This is a genomic window from Pedobacter sp. CG_S7, from assembly GCF_040544395.1.
Lineage (GTDB): Bacteria > Bacteroidota > Bacteroidia > Sphingobacteriales > Sphingobacteriaceae > Pedobacter.
The window spans coordinates 29,893-48,032 of sequence record NZ_JBEONS010000020.1; the positions used below are offsets into that span (position 1 = coordinate 29,893).

The window sequence follows — 18,140 nt, forward strand, 5'->3', positions numbered from 1 at the left end:
AATTATTTTAAGTATCTGATTTAAAGGTGCTTATTTGTTTTTAATTCTTTTTTTTTATACATAGTAAAAAATAGCATTTTATAAACGACAGACAATTTTGCCCATATATATGACCAAAAAACAAAAACTAGAACTAACTTGGATTGGCAAAGGCGATGAACCCAAGCTAGAACCTCGTATTTTAATAGAAAACCCAGAGTTTAGTTACGGAGATCAAAATAGCGAAAACATGCTTATCCATGGCGATAACCTGTTAGCTTTAAAAGCCCTGGAACAAGATTATGCTGGTAAAGTAAAATGTATTTATATAGACCCGCCATATAATACAGGTAATGCTTTTGAACATTATGATGATGGGGTAGAGCATTCGCTGTGGCTGAGTTTAATGAGTCATCGATTAAAGTTGTTAAAGAATTTATTGACTACAGATGGGACAATATTTGTCCAGATCGACGATGAGGAAGCGGCGTACTTAAAAGTATTAATGGATGATGTTTTTGGGCGTCAGAACTTCATAAATACGATTTCTGTAAATATGAAAAACATTGCTGGCGCATCTGGTGGTGGCGAAGATAAGAGATTAAAGAAAAACATTGAATATGTTCATATATACGCTAAAGAATATGAAAAACTATCTCCATTCAAAGGTGTTTACGACTATGTCCCTGTTGCAGAATTAGTTTCAAAATATAGAGAGGAAGGAAAAAGTTGGAAGTATACATCAATTTTGTATTACGAGGGTATTAAAAAATATGTTTGTTCTACTGTCGATGGTGATCAAAATGAGATTAAAATCTATGTAAGAGAGAATCCAATATTCAAAACAATAAATCAAATAATAAACGATGAAAATATTTCTGAAAAAGATGCTTATTTTAAATATGCTAATCAAATCTTTGAAGCTAAAGATGCCCAATCTTCTATTAGACAAAGAATAATCGATGCTCGAGATACTTTCTCAATACATGATGACTTGCTTTCAATCGAATATGTTCCTAAAACTGGTAAGAATAAAGGTACTATTTACGAACAATTTTATAAGGGGCCACAATGCAGATTATTTGCATGGTTAAGGGACGTAGGAGAGACAATTGATGGTGTCTTATATAAAAAAAATCGGCTTGGTACATATTGGGATGCTACATCAACTATAAATAACCTTACAAAAGAAGGTGGTGTACAGTTCCCAAATGGTAAAAAACCAGAAAGCTTAATTAGTCGCGTCTTAAATATGGCTACCAGTCCTGGGGATTTGGTTCTAGATTCTTTTTTAGGTTCGGGTACAACCGCAGCAGCAGCTCATAAAATGGAACGTAAATATATAGGTATTGAAATGGGTAACCAATCTTTTACTCATTGTAATGTAAGATTGAAAAAAGTAATAGATGGTGTTGACGAGGGTGGTATAACTAAGGCTGTTAAATGGAAAGGCGGAGGAGGCTTTAAGTTTTATACCCTCGCACCAAGTTTATTAAATAAAGATAAGTTTGGCAATTGGGTTATAAGCAAAGATTACAACCCAACTATGTTGGCAGCTGCAATGGCTAAGCAAGAAGGTTTTACTTATCAACCAAACGAGCACAAATATTGGCAACAGGGTAATTCCTCAGAAAATGATTTTATTTTTACCTCTACACAATTTTTAACGGTAGAAGCATTAGATAGCATAGCAACAGAAATGCAAGAGGGGCAAAGCTTATTAATATGTTGCAAAGCTTTTCAAAAAGAATGTAAAAGTAAATTTGTAAATGTTACCATCAAAAAAATACCGCAAATGTTGCTAAACCGTTGCGAGTTTAATAAAGATGATTATAGCTTAAATATTGTAAATCTACCAAAAGAGGAGCAAGAAGAAAATGCTCAGGAAAATGATTTGGAGAACATTTCAAGTGTACAGGAAATCAGAGACAATCATCGAGACAATACACCCCAAACCTCATTATTCTAAATATTAACCTCATCAATGGATAACATCGCCAATAATATAAAACTTCGTTTATCATTAAGAGAACCTTTACAGGATTCTTTAGATATTTTAGTACAACTTAGTCAACAATTAAATTTAAGTAAACCACCAAGCAAGCATGAAGAAGCTGAAGCTTTTTTAGCAGAAGAATTAGCTAAAGTAAAAGCACTGTTTCCAACCTGCACTAATTTTGAGCGTGATTTTACCTCAATAGCATTTTCAATTGCAACCGGGGTAGGCAAAACGCGTTTAATGGGTGCTTTTATAAGTTACTTGTATTTAAGCAAAGGGATAAAGAATTTTTTCATTTTAGCACCCAACTTAACCATTTACGATAAATTGATAGAAGACTTTGGAAATCCTGCTTATCAGAAATATGTGTTTAATGGTATTTCAGAATTTGTGCACAACCGCCCTGTAATTATTACTGGCGATAACTATGCGCAACAAGGCGGATTATTTAAGGATGGCGAAATCCGTATAAATATTTTTAACATCGCTAAATTCAATTCAGATAATAGAGGCACTAACCAGGGTGGTGTAAGTTTAGCCCCTAAAATTAAACGCTTATCCGAATACCTGGGCGAATCCTATTGGCAATACCTCTCAAGTTTAGATGATTTAGTCATCCTCATGGATGAAGCACACCGTTACCATGCAGATGCCTCTAAAAATGCCATTAACGAGTTAAAGCCTATTCTGGGTTTAGAACTTACCGCTACGCCTTTTGATGAAAAAGGAAAAGCGTTTAAAAATATTGTTTACGAATATTCCTTAGCGCAAGCCTTAGCAGATGGTAAGTTTGTAAAAGCACCTGCGATTGCCAAGCGTAAAAACTTTTTAAAGGGCTCTTTAACTGAAAAAGAAGTTGAGCTTATTAAATTGGAAGATGCAGTAAGTATTCATTTAGATACCAAAACCGAGTTAGAGCTTTATGCAAAAAATAATGAGGTTAAATTGGTTAAACCTTTCATATTAGTTGTTTGTAAGGATATTAGCCACGCTAAAGAAGTATTTGACTATATCAATTCAGAAGACTTTTACGACGGTCTTTTTGTAGGTAAAGTATTGCAGATAGATTCATCAACCCGTAAGCAAGAAGAAGTCGAACAACAATTTATCGCTTTGGAAAATCCAGAAAGTAACATTGAGGTGGTAATACATGTAAATATGCTTAAAGAGGGGTGGGATGTAACTAATTTATATACTATTGTACCATTAAGAGCAGCAAACGCTGCGGTGTTGGTAGAACAAACAATTGGTAGAGGTTTACGCTTACCTTACAACGGTAAAAGAACGGGTGTAGATAAAATAGATAAACTAACTATTGTAGCACATGATAATTTTGATGCGGTTATTGAAGCAGCGAAAGATCCAAATTCTATTTTAAATAAAATTAGTTTTATAGAAATTGATGAAGAGGATTTAAATGTCAAAACAGAAGTCATTACTTCAAAGCCCAAAACAGAAATTACTTTTGAAAAAGAGCAGAAACAAATAGATGTAATACCCGATAACGTTTCAAAACAAAAAGCACAAAATAGCTTAGATGCTAAAAAAGCAATTATTTATGCTTTACCAAACTTTAATTCTTTGCCAGAAGTCCGCAATGTTAAAGATCTTAATAAGCCAGAAGTTAAGAAAAAAGTTATCGAGCAAATAGAGGCCAATCTGAATAAAGGCCAAGCGAATCTTTTTGCAGTTCAAATTTTAGAAGAAGCAGAAGTAGCGTACGAAAAAATTGTTACCGATTACCAAAATAACATCATAGAAATACCAAGGATGGATTTGGTACAAGGAGATGTGATAGCAGGTTTTAACAACTTTGATTTAGATATCACCGATTTCTCATTCCAAGCTTTAGAGCAAGAAATTATAAGAATAGGTTTAACCGATCAAAAAATAGAAACCATCAAAGCAAAATCCAGCGGGTCTTATGGTAATCCAATAAATAATATTATTGCATCATTAATAGATTATCCCGAGGTGGATTATGATGACAATGCTGATTTGCTTTATCATTTAGCAACACAAGCTTTTAATGCTGTAACAGATAACATAGTAGATAAGGAACATTTATCTGAAACTATTTTTCAATTTAAATCAGCAATTGCCTCCAAGATTTACGAACAGATGAAAGGGCATTTTGTGGTTGAAGTCCAAGATTACGTGGCTCCAAATGTATTAGCTTTTACAGTAATAGAACCGTGGAATTTCTCAGCTTTAGTAAATGCTGGTTATAGAGATTACCGTGATGTGATAACACCGGTAAGTTTCATACCAAAATATGTGTTTAGAGGTTTTGAGAAAGCATGCCATTTTGAGTATAAGTTTGATTCTAAAACGGAACAAGACTTAGCTTTCGTTTTAGAGAATGATGATTCAGTATTAAAATGGTTGCGTCCAGCTCCAAGGCAGTTCCGAATTTATTGGGATAATAACTCTAAACAATACCATCCCGATTTCATAGTAGAAACCGCTGATTGTATTTATATGATTGAACCAAAAGCATCAGATAAAATAAAAGATGCAGATGTTTTAGCGAAAAAAGTAGCTGCAGAAAAGTATTGTAAATATGCTACAGAATATACTTCTCAAAATGATGGTAAACCTTGGAAGTATATCTTAGTTCCTCACAACGAAGTTGGCAGAACAATTAGCTTAAGTTATTTAATAGCAAAATTTGATAATTGATATAATGACAATACATAATATCTTAAATGAATTACAAAGAGGTCTTTGGTATATTTTTGTTTCTGCACCTGCTGAAATTGGCGAAACAGGAACAAGTAGGGGATTATTGGTGCTCTTTAGTCTTGTCGCTTTTTTTCAAATTGGTTTTTGGTACTCGGCCTTATTATGTATGTTATTTCCGAGGTTCAGACAAAATAGAGACCTTAACACAATTTCGTATTTTATCGTTTCAATAGTAGCGTTCTTTGTTTGTTTGATAGAATATGCTGTTTTTGAAAATTTATATATTGGATTTATATTAGGATTTGCAGTTTCTCCAGCATTTTTCAACTATAAACTATATATTAAAAAACATTAGTGTCCGGAAAAAATTAATGAGATAGCTTTCGCTACCCCATTAATTCATACTTTTAAGTTACGACACTATAAAGCATGAACAAATCTAAAAACTTTAGCGGACAACCCATAATCAGTCAGGTTTTAAAATTCCTTCCTCTTGGGATTATTAATCGGACAGCAGAAAAACGCCGGAGTGACCGGTATTATAAGCGCTTTAAAACCTATGACCATCTGGTTACAATGATCTTCGCTACATTATCTGGGAGCAGTTCCCTGCGAGAGGTAAGCAGCATTATGCTTGCCTGTGAGGGAAAGATCAATCATTTGGGCTTAACCGGCTTTCCAAAAAGGAGTACCCTGTCCGATGCCAATAAAAAGCGCTCCAGTATTGTATTCGCAGATATTTATCATGCTATTTATGGCCAGTACAAGAATTTTTTATCGGACAGCAATCCAAGAACACTGCCGATAAAGGATTTAAAGATTGTAGATTCTACGACAATTAGCCTATTTAGTGATGTTTTAAAGGGTGTGGGACGCAACCCACTTACCGGAAAAAAGAAGGGTGGTATTAAAATGCATACCATGATCAATGCCTGCGAAGATGTACCCTGCCTCATCCGTTTCAGTTCAGCTGCAACACATGATCACATTTTTTTAAAGGAACTGGAACTAAAGAAAGGCTCCTTTGTAGTTTTTGACAAAGGATATCTTGATTATATCCAGTATCACAATTGGAGTTTAGAGGGTGTATATTTTGTAACCAGACAAAAAGATAATGCAGTCTATCAATCTTTAGAAGAATTTGATATCAGCGAGGAGACCCATCCGGGCGTGCTGAAGGATGAGACTATTGAGGTAACCAAGGATAAAACGGTGATCAAATTGCGTAGAATAGCTTTTTATCACCAGCAGCAGGCTCGCCTATATGAGTTTATTACTAATAATTTCGAGCTTCCAGCGGACACAATAGCAGATATCTACAAACAGCGATGGCAGATAGAAACCCTTTTTAAACGACTCAAGCAGAATTTTCCATTGAAATATTTTCTTGGTGATAACCAAAATGCGATAGAAATACAGATATGGGTAAGCCTGATTATTCAGCTGATCATGCTTGTAATACAAAGAAAAGCCAAAAGGAAATGGGCATTTTCAAACATGATGTCCGTCATCCGTTATCATTTAATGACCTATATAGACCTATTCAAATTCTTAAAATCACCTGGTGCAGACTGGATAGAACTAAACAACCTAAAAAAAACTCAATTATCTCTATTTAAAACATAGGGGCTTCTATTTGAACACAAGTGAACAGCATAGCTTTAATCATAAACCAATCCACTTCTAGAGAAATCTTAAAACTTAATCGGACACTAATGATAGTTTATATGAGATCATATATAAATAAAAATAGATATAGACATACATTTACAACGATCGAGAATATTTTAACAGACGAATTAATTTTATATCATTAATTATTAGTCTCAAAAAAAGAAAGTATTCCTCCCCTACTGTATATCTTTCTTTCAGCTGAATGTTTAATAACACCAATTACGGCAAAAAGAAAAAATGTCTCATAAAACGAAGATTCTTTTCCGACCTTGAACAGTCAGATTATCATGTCGCACCGTCTTTTAAATGAGAGATATTTAAATAGTAAAGCTCATTTCTCTTATAAATATATCAAATATTAGAAGGCAGCTTTACCTGACCCCTGAAATCCTTCCAGCAATGTTAATTAAATCTAACTTTTTATGTTTTTCGACTCTTAATGCAGTGCATGGCTATTGGCCTTGGTCATCTGCATCAATTATTCCTGAGAGCCAGATTAACACTCTTTTGTATGTTTAAGGTAGGCTTATATGTCATTGAAGGCTTTTTGTATCAATTTGCATTAGAGCTAGTTATAGATCTTGTGTGGTGTTCCGCCCATATGAGTGATGACAAATTCAGAAGGCAATTCAATAGCATTTAGTCTAAGATGATATAATACCACACTTGAATGGGACATTTTGTCAGCAAAACCAAATTGGCTAATAATTTGATATATGTAGTTTGCCTCTAGCGTTGGTTAGAGGGTGTGTCGTTTAAGGTACTGAATATTTGGGAACTTTCCAAGTATTCTTTCTGATTATAAATATCAGGCAATTGCACTTCCACCCCTGTACAGAGGTAGAATACAATTGTTGTGATCTGTAGGATGAATTGAAGTATTTTCATAACATTGACATAATTGTTTAAAAGACCTTACTAGGGGCAACCCTGGAATACCCGATCTGAGTCGAAACATACACAGAAAGGTTTTGGGGCAAACGGAAGCTGACATCAGTTGTTGGCCGGTAATCCTAAAAAGGTTGGAGAGACACGTGGTCTTTTCAATGTGTAGTGCCACATTTGTTAAAGGATGATTGGCCAGGGGTGGATTGGGGTAAGTAGAGGTTAAAACCCTCCGGTGATTTGAGGCAGTCACCTACCGAGCAATGAATGTACATTGTGCACTGGTCAGGATAGTTAAAACTGATGTACCTACCTGGTCAGTGTCCCATTAAAAACTGATGCATAACCGGTTTATATACAATGATAAGCTTTGGGAAAAGTTTGTTGAAAAGGTAATAGCTGCTGATAAGCCAAAAACTTACAAGCAGTTTGACAATACCTTTAATTTTGCCAAGCAAAATAATAAAATCAAATCGCTATTAAAGGATTCAACGTTAAAAAAAGTTGGGAGTCATGCGTTTGCGCCACACTTAAAAATATTGGTAAAAACTCCTCGATATAAATTTGATGAATCTATTGACACTTATGGGCTTGAGACCAAAATCCGTCCTATTTCTTTTTCCTCTCATTTTGATTCTTATATATATTCTTATTATGCATTTGCGCTAACAGAAGCTTATCAGGACTTTATCAAACGGGATCGTTTCGATCATTGCGTGATGGCCTATCGTTCCGACCTTGGTGGTGACTGTAATATCCAATTTGCTAAACGCGCCTTTGATGCTGTAAAGTCAATGATATCAAACGAAGGTAAGTGCGCTGCAATAGCTCTAGATATTACGGGCTACTTTGATAATATTGATCATGAACAACTGAAAGCTAAATGGTGCGATTTAATCGGCGAAAAGGAACTTCCGCTTGATCAATATAAAGTATTTAAATCTCTAACAGCATATTCCTATGTAGGTAAGGCGAGTTTTCTAAACCATTTTGGTGTTGATACAGAAAAAGCTGAAAAATGCCACAATTTACTGGATCTCATACCCGATGATCTTGCTGGACCGTCTTACATAGAAAAATTTAATTTAATTAGGAAAAGACAACTTATAGTACGTAATAAACCAAAACTGAACCGAGATGGAAGCTATTCTCACAAGGGGATTCCTCAAGGTTCACCAATGAGTTCTGTACTTTCCAATATTTATTTGGTGGATTTTGATCGTTGGCTTTCAAACTTGGGTCGACTAATGGGTTTCCATTACATGAGATACTGTGATGATCTATTGATTATCTGTAAATCCAAAGATGTCGTATACCTCAACAACGAAGTGATCAGTGGGATAAAAAACAAGTATGGGCTTAGTATCAACATAAAAAAAACTGAAATTATCGAATTCAGGGCTAATGACGCTGGAAAAATAAGAGGGTTTAATATTAAAAAGCTTGGAGGTCGTACAACAACAAAAGCCAATGAACAGCAATACTACCAAAGCTTGCAGTATCTTGGGTTTGAATTCAATGGGCAGAACATTTATATTAGACCAGGAAGTCTATCCAGATATTTTAGGAAAGCCAAAGGCCGGGTACTTAAAACTATGATGATGGCTTATGGGAAAAATTCTAAAAAAGAAAAAATATCGAAAAAGCAATTGTACTTTAGATACTCCCATTTTGGCAAGCGCAATTTTATCACTTATGCCCAGAACGCAGCAAGGGAAGAATATACCAACTCGGAAGGTGTAGTAAGGCTAGGATTGGATTCAAAATCCATCAAACGACAGCTTTCTGCACACATTGCAATTTTAGAAAAGGAATTAAAGAAGACAAGCCAGGAATTTTCAAATGCCAGAAATAAGAAATTAAAAAAATAGGTTACATGCCACAATTTAATCATGAACATAACTACTTCTGAATTTATGTAAAAAAAAAGTACCAATGAGAAGCAAGTGGAAACTTTGTTTCCCGAAAAGTAAAGTAGCCTGTAAGTTGTTATTCACCAAAGTATCAAATCTTAATCTCTATTTTTCTTTTAGCTGTAAGACCTTTTAGCTACCACAAGAACAGTAGCTGTATCAGAAAACGAACCTTTTAAACGATGGGACTATAACATCCCTTCGTCTGCAAATGAGTAGTAACCATTATCTTTAGTTACGATGATGTGGTCAAAGATCTCGATATCCAACATTTTGCCTCCTTCCTTGATTTTATTGGTAATTTTTATATCAGCCTGACTTGGCACTAAATTACCGGATGGATGATTATGCGCTTTATGTAAAGCTTTACATAAAGCGCATTATGCAAAGTATATGGTTATGTAAAGTTGACAATCCATAATACTGTATGTCAGTAAAATAGACCGCCATAGCTTTACATAATATTCAGAAGTTTTTCAGCCAATCGATCAAGCTTTCATTGCTTTCCCAACGAGGTTTCTCTTCCGGGTTAACGTTCACATACGCTTTCTCTAAGGCTTCCCGTTTCTGTTTCGAGTCAGCTCTTGCATATATTTCCGTTGTCTGGATGGAAACATGCCCCAGGATATCGCGGATATAGATCAGGTTTACCCCAGCCTGTAGCAGATGCATTGCTTTTGAATGTCTCAGGGAATGGCAGCTTAATTTTTCTGGAACAAGCAGAACATCTTTATTTCTGGCTGCTTCGACATACTTTTTCAGGATATGGGCTACTCCTGCTCTGGTCAGTTTTTCTCCCTTTGAGTTTGAGAAAAGAGGATAAAGACTTGCTGACCTGTCCTCCAGCTTATTTTCTCTTAAATAGGCTTTAAGGTGTTCCGTCTGAATATCGAGCATAGGTATCAGTCGGGCTTTGTTCCCTTTGCCCATAACGGTCACAGTAGCAGGGGATGTCAAGTGGAGATTTGCCGGAGTAAGGTCAATGATTTCCTGAACCCTGGAACCAGTATCATACATCAATGAGAGCAATGCAAGATCTCTTCTGCCTCTGCGTGTAGTAATATTGGCCTGTTCAAGAAGGATTTTTATACCTTCAAGCGTTAGGTAAGTTATGGTTTCCTTTGGCTTTTTTTTGAATTTTACAGATAGTATACGCTGACTTTCATGCAGGTATTCAATACTTTCATGCTGGAGATAAGAGTAGAAGGAATGGATCGCTGCCAAACGGGCATTGCGGGTCGAACTGCCACACTTCCGTTCAACCTGTAACCAATCCAGAAAACCCAATACTGTTTCTTTGGTAATATGGTTGAGTTCCAGTTTTTCCACTTTTAACTTTTCAACTTCCTCCATATACCTTATGAGAAGGATAAAAGCATCCCGATAGGCAGCGACGGTATTCTTAGAGGCTCCTTTTTCACTGATAAGATACCTGGCAATAAAGTCTGAAAGGTATCGGGCAAAGTTAGTCGGCTTCATAGTTTCTGAATTTAGGGAATACATCCAAACAGATCGTATCCAGTTGTTGAACGAGTTGGGGAAACATATTGGCGGTCAGGCGCACATAATATTCGGTGGATTTTAAGGACTGATGTCCCAAATAATTGGAAAGGATCGGTAGAGAAACATACATATCGATTCCTTGATCGGCCATATTTGCCAGAGAAGTAACAGCAAAAGTGTGCCTGAGGTCATGGATACGCGGAGACCCTCCGGTATTGTTGGTAATATCTGTCTCGGCTAGGCATTTTCTAAACCAGCTACCTACACTTTGGCCAACCTTATTTCCATTCAACGTGACAAATAGATATTCTGATTGGCTTGCTCCTGTAAGCCTTTTTCTATACCATAAATAATCTCTGCAAACCTGTGTAAGTGAATCCGATAAAGGAACAATCCTCTCCTTGCCATTCTTGCTGTCTCGTACCTTCAGGTATTGGGCTTCTATATCCAAATCTTCTATTTTAAGAGACCTGGCTTCTGAGATACGGATACCTGTACCGTATAAAAGTCGCAATAATGCCGGCATACAGAACAAACTGGTCTGGCGCTGGAAGTCTGTCAACCTGAGCCGGTCACATGCCTCAAAAATTGCCTGAACCTCTAATTGCGAAAAGATGTGGGGAACGAAGGATGAGTGGGGAAAGGGTGGCAGTTTTGGAACAAAGGAAGGGATACCGATATCCTGAAGGTATCGTGAGAACTGAGCCAAGAAACTTACTTTTGTATAGCTAGTCAACCTCGTTTCACAAGGTTTCTTTTCGTAGCATCTTTTCGCAAACTCTCTGGTTATTCCCTCGCTTTCTTCGCCCAAGGTTTCAGCCATTTGATCTATCTGGGACAGGTATATCTCGCCAGCGATAAACTTGAACCCGAGTTTTCTTTTTAGCGCTATAAACTCTTCGATATGTTTGCCATAAATACTGATAAAGAGCTTATCCATAAAAGATACCTCCTTTCTGTAGGTAGAAAGCTTTGTCTACCGGAGGCACATCCAGTACGCACTGGCGCATGGATTCCAGGTCTATTCTCAGATAATACCGTGTTGATTCTGTACTCTGATGGCCCAGTACTTCTGAGATTATGGGCAGAACGACACTTTCCTGTAGCAGCTGAAAGCCTAGGCTATGGCGTAGTGAATGCGGACCGAATCTTTTATTGGCAATTGACACCCCTGATTTTAGAAAAGCTCTCTGTACAATGTGGGTGACCACATTGCTGGAAGGAAAGGGCTCAAAGGGAGGTCTGGCGGTAAGGAAAACATAAGGGCTGTCCATTTTTGGTCTCCCATATTTCAGGTAATCAATTATGGCATTGCCCACATCTGCCAATATTGGCAGGATCAGCTTCTTTCCGGTTTTGTACTGGTCCATTTCTATCTTGGACTGCTGCCAGTCCAGATGATCAAAGCGCAATCTTCCAATATCTGAGGCTCTAAGTCCGAATCTCGCAGCCATCAGGATGATGGCGTAGTTTCTTTTTCCCGTACCGGTGGAACGGTCTACTGCCCTAATGACCTGCGCTACTTCTTCTTTTGAATAGGTTGAGGGTAATTTGGGCTGATTGATTGTTCTTGCCCTGGGGATTAAAGCAGAATAATCTTTTGGTATTATTCCAGTATTGAAAAGGTAGCCGATAAAAGCCCTTAAAGTTGACAGGGTTACCGGAACTTCGGTTTTCATCCTCCCTTCAAGATTTTTAATGAAAAGCAGGAGAAATGAAAGATCAATTGCATCAAACGCATTGATATCTTTGAGTAGAGCATAATCATACAATTTCTCAAGATTTCTGCGATGACAGTTGATGCTGATTTCTGAAAGCCTGCGTTGTTCCCTGCAATGCCTTAGAAAGTCAGAAATAACCAATCCCAAAGAACCGCCCAGTTCTCTAAGAAGTTTTTTAGGCATGGGGATAGTTTTAAAAGTGCCCGTTAAGTGGCACTCAGATAATATTCGCAGGCTACGTTGAATATGACTTTTCTTCCGGTCAGTATTAAGTCTTTCACTCAGCATATACTCCTGAATCTCTAGATTTAAATCAGGCGAGTAATAGCTGTAGCCAGTCGCTTCAAGATAAACACGAACCTTTCTCCATTCGGTTCGGTAATTATCCACTGCTGAGCGGGAATAATTGAAATTTTTCCGGAGTTGATCTGCAATTGAGCAGGTAAGCTCATCAAATTCTAATAATGATATATTCATAACAATTTATTTTGATTGCTATAAAAATCACTTTTTTATGTAAAGTAATTAACTCATATTCTTCTCATAATCAAATAAATAAGAATGAAACTTTACATAACCATATACTTTGCATAATGTGCTAGAATAACTCCCCTTGCATTTGCCAAAAGGGCTGTTGAAAATATGAGTTTATTGTCGATGGATACAGCGGATGTACCACCTGAAGCAATGGTGGAAATTCCTAATATTCGCAGGTTTGTACTTAAAAGGATAATCTTGAATTCTTCGCGTAAAGACATCTGATTTAGATTCCAATTATCACGTAAAATCGAATACAGTTCCGTGCTGCTACTTACCAACGGACAGTCAGAGATCCTAAAAGGTGGGTTGTAGGCAATTTCGATTTCACAAATCTTCGAAAGTTGTTTTTGATGCAATTGATAGTTTTCCATAATTCTATTTTTTTTATGCACCGTTTAATAAAGGTTGGCAATTTGTCAATGGCGGTTCCTTCAACCGTTTATATACCGTTGACGAATTATAGCCAACCTTTATAGGTTTGCATACAAAAAAAATGGAATGGGAAACGAAGCGAAAAACACAGATTTAAGAATAATAAATCCAAACGACAAAAGAATCACTAGGTTTAGCTATTAGAACATTTACAGCTCGTTAAAAATGAATATCAAATTTATAAGGTAACTTGCCGTTTCAAACGACTAACACTTAGATGTAACAAATTATCATTATTCCACCGTTTTTTGGTAATGAAACTTCTTTCTTAAACGTTAGGTTTTCAAACAAATTTGCCTTCACATCCAATTGTGTATTGATGTAATTACCAATTAATCCGTGTGCTATAAAACCAACTTATAATTAGATATTAGAAACATAATGATAAATTTAGCTAACGTAATTCAGATATATTTCAAAAATAGTGGATACTTAAAAATTTAGTGATAACGTTAAAAACAAACAACTATGCGAAAATTAACGGAAGACGAAACTATCTATCTTTTGATGACTCATCTAGAAGAAGGCGGTTGGAATATTGACAGTCATTGTTTAGGACAAACGCGTGGATGTGATATCCTGGCATCTAAACGAGGTGAAAAACTAATGATTGAAGTTAAAGGAGCAAAAGCAGGAAATAATTCCCCTACAAAAAGGAGAGAACATTTTGACAGCGGTCAAATTAAAACTCATTTTTGCAAAGCAATCGTTAAAATATTGGACAATAGATATGTTAATCCGAAATCAAAATTTGCTATTGCTCATCCAGACGACACGGCAATTAGAAAATCCATCGAGCACTTAACTCCTGAATTGAAATTATTAGGAATTACTCATTTTTGGGTTTCTGAAAGTGGACTAGTCATAGAAGATTGAAGTGTAAATTATACAACGATTATAGCTTATACTGATTTTTAGGGTAGGTAGCTCGCCCAAAATTTCTGGCTATATGATTAATGGGCAAATTGAATTCTTCTTCGAAACGGTAACTGACCTTTAATACATGTCCTAAAAAAATCTATACTTTAAATAGGTAACAATTGCAACTATCGTGCTTAGCGATCTGCGTTACTTAATTGTATTGTATATCGGCAACTTATAAAGGTTTGATTTAATAATTGGCTTTTTAAAGCCTAACTTTTTAAGTTGCTCCTTTCTACTCATAAATTGTGAGTACTCTATTCTGGGATCGAAAACTATATTTTCAAATACCTCTAGAGGATCAAAATCATACTTTAAAATCGGCTTTTCTGCATTTAAGAATGTATTGTAAATTAATCTAACTTCATTTTCATGTTTAAAAGGATACCTCTTGTAAAGTAATGACTTACAAATTCCTAATCCTCTTTCTTGAAAGATCCAGTTTTCAGCATTATTTCTGTACAAAGTCTTTAATTCAAGTGACTTTACATACTTTACTTTGCCAATAAAAACTTTTTGAATATCATTATCAATTTCAAAAAGACTGATAAATAGTTTTCTCGGTGTTGTAGAAATATTTACTGAGTTTTTACCTTGTGAATAGACTCGCCACATTGCATCACTTTCTTTTGTGAATGACCAGCTCTGACAAAATATACTCTTGCCTAATTGTGATTTCAGATATAAACCATTAACGATGGCGATTTTAGAAATTGGTTTATCAATTTCATCAGGCTTTAAAAATATAAACTGTATTTTCATTAATTGTCTCAATTAAAGGTAAGCCAATATCATCAAACCTTTAAGATCTAGAATAATAAAGTTTAAATAAGGCAAGAGGGTCAAATTTGTATTGTCGAAAAAATCATCTATACCATTAAAACGTTGAAGGGTTAAATCCCCAGCTCCAAAAATAACAAATTTGCTTTTCCTTTTTTAAAGGCATTAATGAAATTATTCTGATATATAAATATTTAGCTTCTTATATTTTTTACCATTTCAGAAATTGATTTTAAAGATTCGGAAAATTCTTTTGTGTTTAATATTTTATCCTTCTCTTGCTTTTCCATGTGAAGTTTGGGTTGCGTATAAAGATTTTCTATTGATTTAAGTAACATCTCTTGTTTTGAAGATTTAATATTGCTATCAACCTCAGATAACATCTGCGAATACGAGGTCAGTGTCATTGCTATAGCAGATTTGAAGGCATATTCCTCTTGTAAGTTTCTTTCCTTGCCGTATTGGGAAAACACAAAACCAACAAGTAACCAGGCTGGAGACGTTTTAATTAAATTAACCAGCAAGTTGATCCAATCGTTACCTAAATGGGCACTCAATAATGTGAAAATAATTACTACCCATCCAAGTGCTATCAATATACTGGAGGGCACCGCCCAACGCCAAAAATTCTTAATCCCATTGGCTAAATCATCTTTACGGCTGTTAAATTTATAACCTAATGTACCATCTGCTGCTAATCCAATTAACCTGATTATTTCTTCTTTTTTGCTTTGTATAAAATTGTTTCCTTCTTTCGCTATATCAATGTCAGTCTTTGCATCTTCTAAGCTTTTTTTTAGATTTGCCTCTAGTTTCAAGCAATCTGTTTCAAGCAATTCAAATCGCTCTTCGTACGAACCAATATCGTTAATAATTTCAGCAAGTTTTGTCTTTATGCTTGAGGAAGAAGCGGCGGCTTCAGATTCTTTAGCTGTAATTGATGTCAACAAAGTAGTAATTTCTGTACTCTCAGTTTTTGAATTTTCTAGTAGTGTTGTTAGTTCTAAACTTTCTGCAGTTTTGGCATCTAAAATAATCTGAAATTCTTTTATCTGTTTTTCAAAATTCTCTTTTAGTTCTTCAAAAATTCCTAAATTTTCTGACAATTGCCTTTGAGCAATTATTAGCTCATCTTGAGAATTGGAAATTTTTTCAGCATCTACATTATGCTGTTTTATAATTGATTTATTCCAAAATCCTTGCCTAATTTGGTAGTAAACAAATCTTTTAAGAATTTCAGCAGCACTTTCTCTATTTGCAAAAGAAATTAAGTAGGAATAAAAATTAGCAGACTCCACGTCTAATGTCACTGAACCAAATTCATTATTGAAGGTTTCTTGGTTAGGTAGTAGTAAATTTAGCCCACTTTCAAGTTCTACTTTTAGCTGTTTGAATACTTTTAAATAAATACTTTTAAACTCCGCCACATTATAGTCTCCAAATTTAATTTCATCAATATTGCCTGAAGGATTATTTTCTGATATCAAATTATCAAAATCAAATTCCAATATGGACTGAACTGTGTTTAGTATAGATTGTTTTTGTGCTATATTCATTTAAGAAGTGTTAGTTATAAAACCAATATAGGAAGGTTCGCCGGAAATGCAATAGTTATTGCAGATATGAAGCTTTTTCGGTAATTGAATTACTATTTATCTGCGAGTATTAATTTTGTTCTCATTTTCAGATTGTTGAAGTCAACAAAGTTCTTCCATTTTCAGTTTTACACGGAAGGAAAAACTTATAATCTTTAATTTAAAGTTTTCTATCTTCATCTACCAAGAAATTATGGCAACACTTTCATCTATCATTATTCCCTCATTTCTTAATAAAGTTTAATCGGCTTGTCTAACATCTGGCTGTTCTTCAGTAGTAAGTTCTGAAATCTTAGTTGACACCTCCAAGTATTTTGTCCAGCAAACTAATCAATGATAGTTTTTGATCAAAGAGTCCTCCCCCAATAAACTGAACCCCCAACTATTAAAATTTTATTTTAGACTGTATGAATTAGGTCTATCGCAATGCTAGAGTAATAAATTTTTATTTTTGTATTTTTCCAAAAATTAACTAACTCCTTTAAAATGAATATTCTCACCAATGCTGTGGAGGCGATACAGGTCGGTCTTGAAGATTTCAAAAGCAATGATCCACGCCGAGCTCATTCGGCGCTTAGGAATATTTTTGCCGGGATGCTACTGCTGTTCAAAGAAAAGCTCAGTCAGATGTCCCCTGCGAATAGCGATGAGATTTTGATCAGACAAAATATTGTACCTGCCATTGATGCCAATGGGCAGCTTTTCTTTCAAGGCAAGGGCAATAAAACCGTTGATGTTCAACAGATCAAAGATAGGTTCAAGGAGTTTGAGGTTAAGGTAAATTGGAGGGATTTCGATGAAATCAATATACTGCGCAATAACATCGAACATTATTATGCAGAAGAATCCCCTTCCCTTATCAATGAGGTAGTTTCCAAGTCCTTCAAGATTATCCGTGATTTTTGTGTGACTTATCTTAGGGAAGAACCCGCTGATCTGTTCGGAACAGCATCATGGAATATTTTCTTGGAGACCAACGAGGTCTATGAAACGGAAAAGACGGAAAGCATAAAATCATTGTCAAAAGTGGATTGGACATTTGGAACGTTGGGAGATGCTATACAGAACCTGCGTTGCCCTTATTGTGGATCTGACCTCATTCACGCAACGCAAGTTGAAAAATATGAAGTAGGAAAGAACTTCTCTTTGAACTGCAAAAAGTGCCAAGAAGAATTTGATCTTGAAGATGTTATGGAGGAATGCATTAAAGCAGAACTGGCAGGTGCATCCCACATCGCAGGCATGGATGGATCAGAAGGTCCGTATGTCGAATGTCCCGAGTGTTTCAAATCAACTTATATCTTTGATGAGGGTTGTTGTCTCGTATGTGGCTATGAGCAGGAAGAAAAGAGCTGTGGAGTTTGTGGCACATCTTTAGGTTTAGAAGAAGCACATGAGGGCGGACTATGTTCGTATCATCAATGGGTTTCAGACAAATCTGATGATTAATGATCCAATAACCGTGATTCCCAACTTTTATCGCCAAGCTTTATTTGGCTGCAACTTTCCATAT

13 protein-coding genes and 1 pseudogene are annotated in these 18,140 nt (G+C 35.6%); 7 read left to right on the top strand and 7 right to left on the bottom strand.

All coding sequences use genetic code 11. The annotated features are described in order from the left end of the window. The first annotated feature begins 109 nt into the window (after positions 1–109). The 5 genes from AAKU52_RS11555 (at position 110) to AAKU52_RS11575 (ending at position 9,093) form a co-directional block, all read left to right on the top strand. The gene (locus AAKU52_RS11555) at positions 110–1,948 is read left to right on the top strand and encodes a site-specific DNA-methyltransferase (protein ID WP_354333557.1); all 1,839 of its coding nucleotides are present in this window, start codon (positions 110–112) and stop codon (positions 1,946–1,948) included. A 15-nt stretch (positions 1,949–1,963) separates the two neighbouring features. Then, a complete protein-coding gene (locus AAKU52_RS11560; RefSeq protein ID WP_354333559.1) occupies positions 1,964–4,660 on the top strand; it encodes a DEAD/DEAH box helicase in 2,697 nt (898 codons plus the stop codon). Between the two features lie 4 nt (positions 4,661–4,664). Beyond that, positions 4,665–5,018, top strand: coding sequence for a hypothetical protein (locus AAKU52_RS11565; protein ID WP_354333561.1), 354 nt, complete (start codon positions 4,665–4,667; stop codon positions 5,016–5,018). Between the two features lie 74 nt (positions 5,019–5,092). Continuing rightward, the gene (locus AAKU52_RS11570; protein ID WP_354333563.1) at positions 5,093–6,289 is read left to right on the top strand and encodes an IS4 family transposase; all 1,197 of its coding nucleotides are present in this window, start codon (positions 5,093–5,095) and stop codon (positions 6,287–6,289) included. A 1,271-nt stretch (positions 6,290–7,560) separates the two neighbouring features. Then, on the top strand, positions 7,561–9,093 hold the full coding sequence (locus AAKU52_RS11575; protein ID WP_354333566.1) for a reverse transcriptase domain-containing protein: 1,533 nt from the start codon (positions 7,561–7,563) through the stop codon (positions 9,091–9,093). Positions 9,094–9,323: 230 nt separating this feature from the next. Here the strand turns inward: AAKU52_RS11575 and AAKU52_RS11580 are convergent. From AAKU52_RS11580 to AAKU52_RS11600, 5 genes and pseudogenes are all read right to left on the bottom strand, one after another. Beyond that, positions 9,324–9,485, bottom strand: a pseudogene (locus AAKU52_RS11580) (JAB domain-containing protein); the annotation flags it as partial. Between the two features lie 115 nt (positions 9,486–9,600). Continuing rightward, the gene (locus AAKU52_RS11585) at positions 9,601–10,614 is read right to left on the bottom strand and encodes a site-specific integrase (protein WP_354333568.1); all 1,014 of its coding nucleotides are present in this window, start codon (positions 10,612–10,614) and stop codon (positions 9,601–9,603) included. Then, a complete protein-coding gene (locus AAKU52_RS11590) occupies positions 10,601–11,578 on the bottom strand; it encodes a tyrosine-type recombinase/integrase (RefSeq protein ID WP_354333570.1) in 978 nt (325 codons plus the stop codon). Before AAKU52_RS11590 ends, AAKU52_RS11585 begins: the two co-directional genes overlap by 14 nt. Next, positions 11,571–12,836: a site-specific integrase gene (locus AAKU52_RS11595; protein WP_354333572.1), complete on the bottom strand. Its 1,266-nt coding sequence runs from the start codon at positions 12,834–12,836 to the stop codon at positions 11,571–11,573. Before AAKU52_RS11595 ends, AAKU52_RS11590 begins: the two co-directional genes overlap by 8 nt. A 92-nt stretch (positions 12,837–12,928) precedes the next feature. Further along, on the bottom strand, positions 12,929–13,270 hold the full coding sequence (locus AAKU52_RS11600) for a JAB domain-containing protein (RefSeq protein ID WP_354333574.1): 342 nt from the start codon (positions 13,268–13,270) through the stop codon (positions 12,929–12,931). Positions 13,271–13,799: 529 nt separating this feature from the next. Here AAKU52_RS11600 and AAKU52_RS11605 point away from each other — a divergent pair. After that, on the top strand, positions 13,800–14,207 hold the full coding sequence (locus AAKU52_RS11605) for a hypothetical protein (protein ID WP_354333576.1): 408 nt from the start codon (positions 13,800–13,802) through the stop codon (positions 14,205–14,207). Between the two features lie 192 nt (positions 14,208–14,399). On the opposite strand, the gene AAKU52_RS11610 is transcribed toward AAKU52_RS11605, so the two are convergent. Both AAKU52_RS11610 and AAKU52_RS11615 read right to left on the bottom strand, forming a co-directional pair. Further along, positions 14,400–15,014 carry a DUF2971 domain-containing protein gene (locus AAKU52_RS11610; protein WP_354333578.1) on the bottom strand — a complete coding sequence of 205 codons (615 nt, stop codon included), beginning with the start codon at positions 15,012–15,014 and terminating at the stop codon, positions 14,400–14,402. Between the two features lie 212 nt (positions 15,015–15,226). After that, entirely contained in the window at positions 15,227–16,588 is a 1,362-nt protein-coding gene (locus AAKU52_RS11615) for a hypothetical protein (protein ID WP_354333581.1), read from the bottom strand. A 525-nt stretch (positions 16,589–17,113) separates the two neighbouring features. Between AAKU52_RS11615 and AAKU52_RS11620 the strand changes: the two genes are divergently transcribed. Next, positions 17,114–18,076: a hypothetical protein gene (locus AAKU52_RS11620; protein ID WP_354333583.1), complete on the top strand. Its 963-nt coding sequence runs from the start codon at positions 17,114–17,116 to the stop codon at positions 18,074–18,076. Positions 18,077–18,140 lie beyond the last annotated feature (64 nt).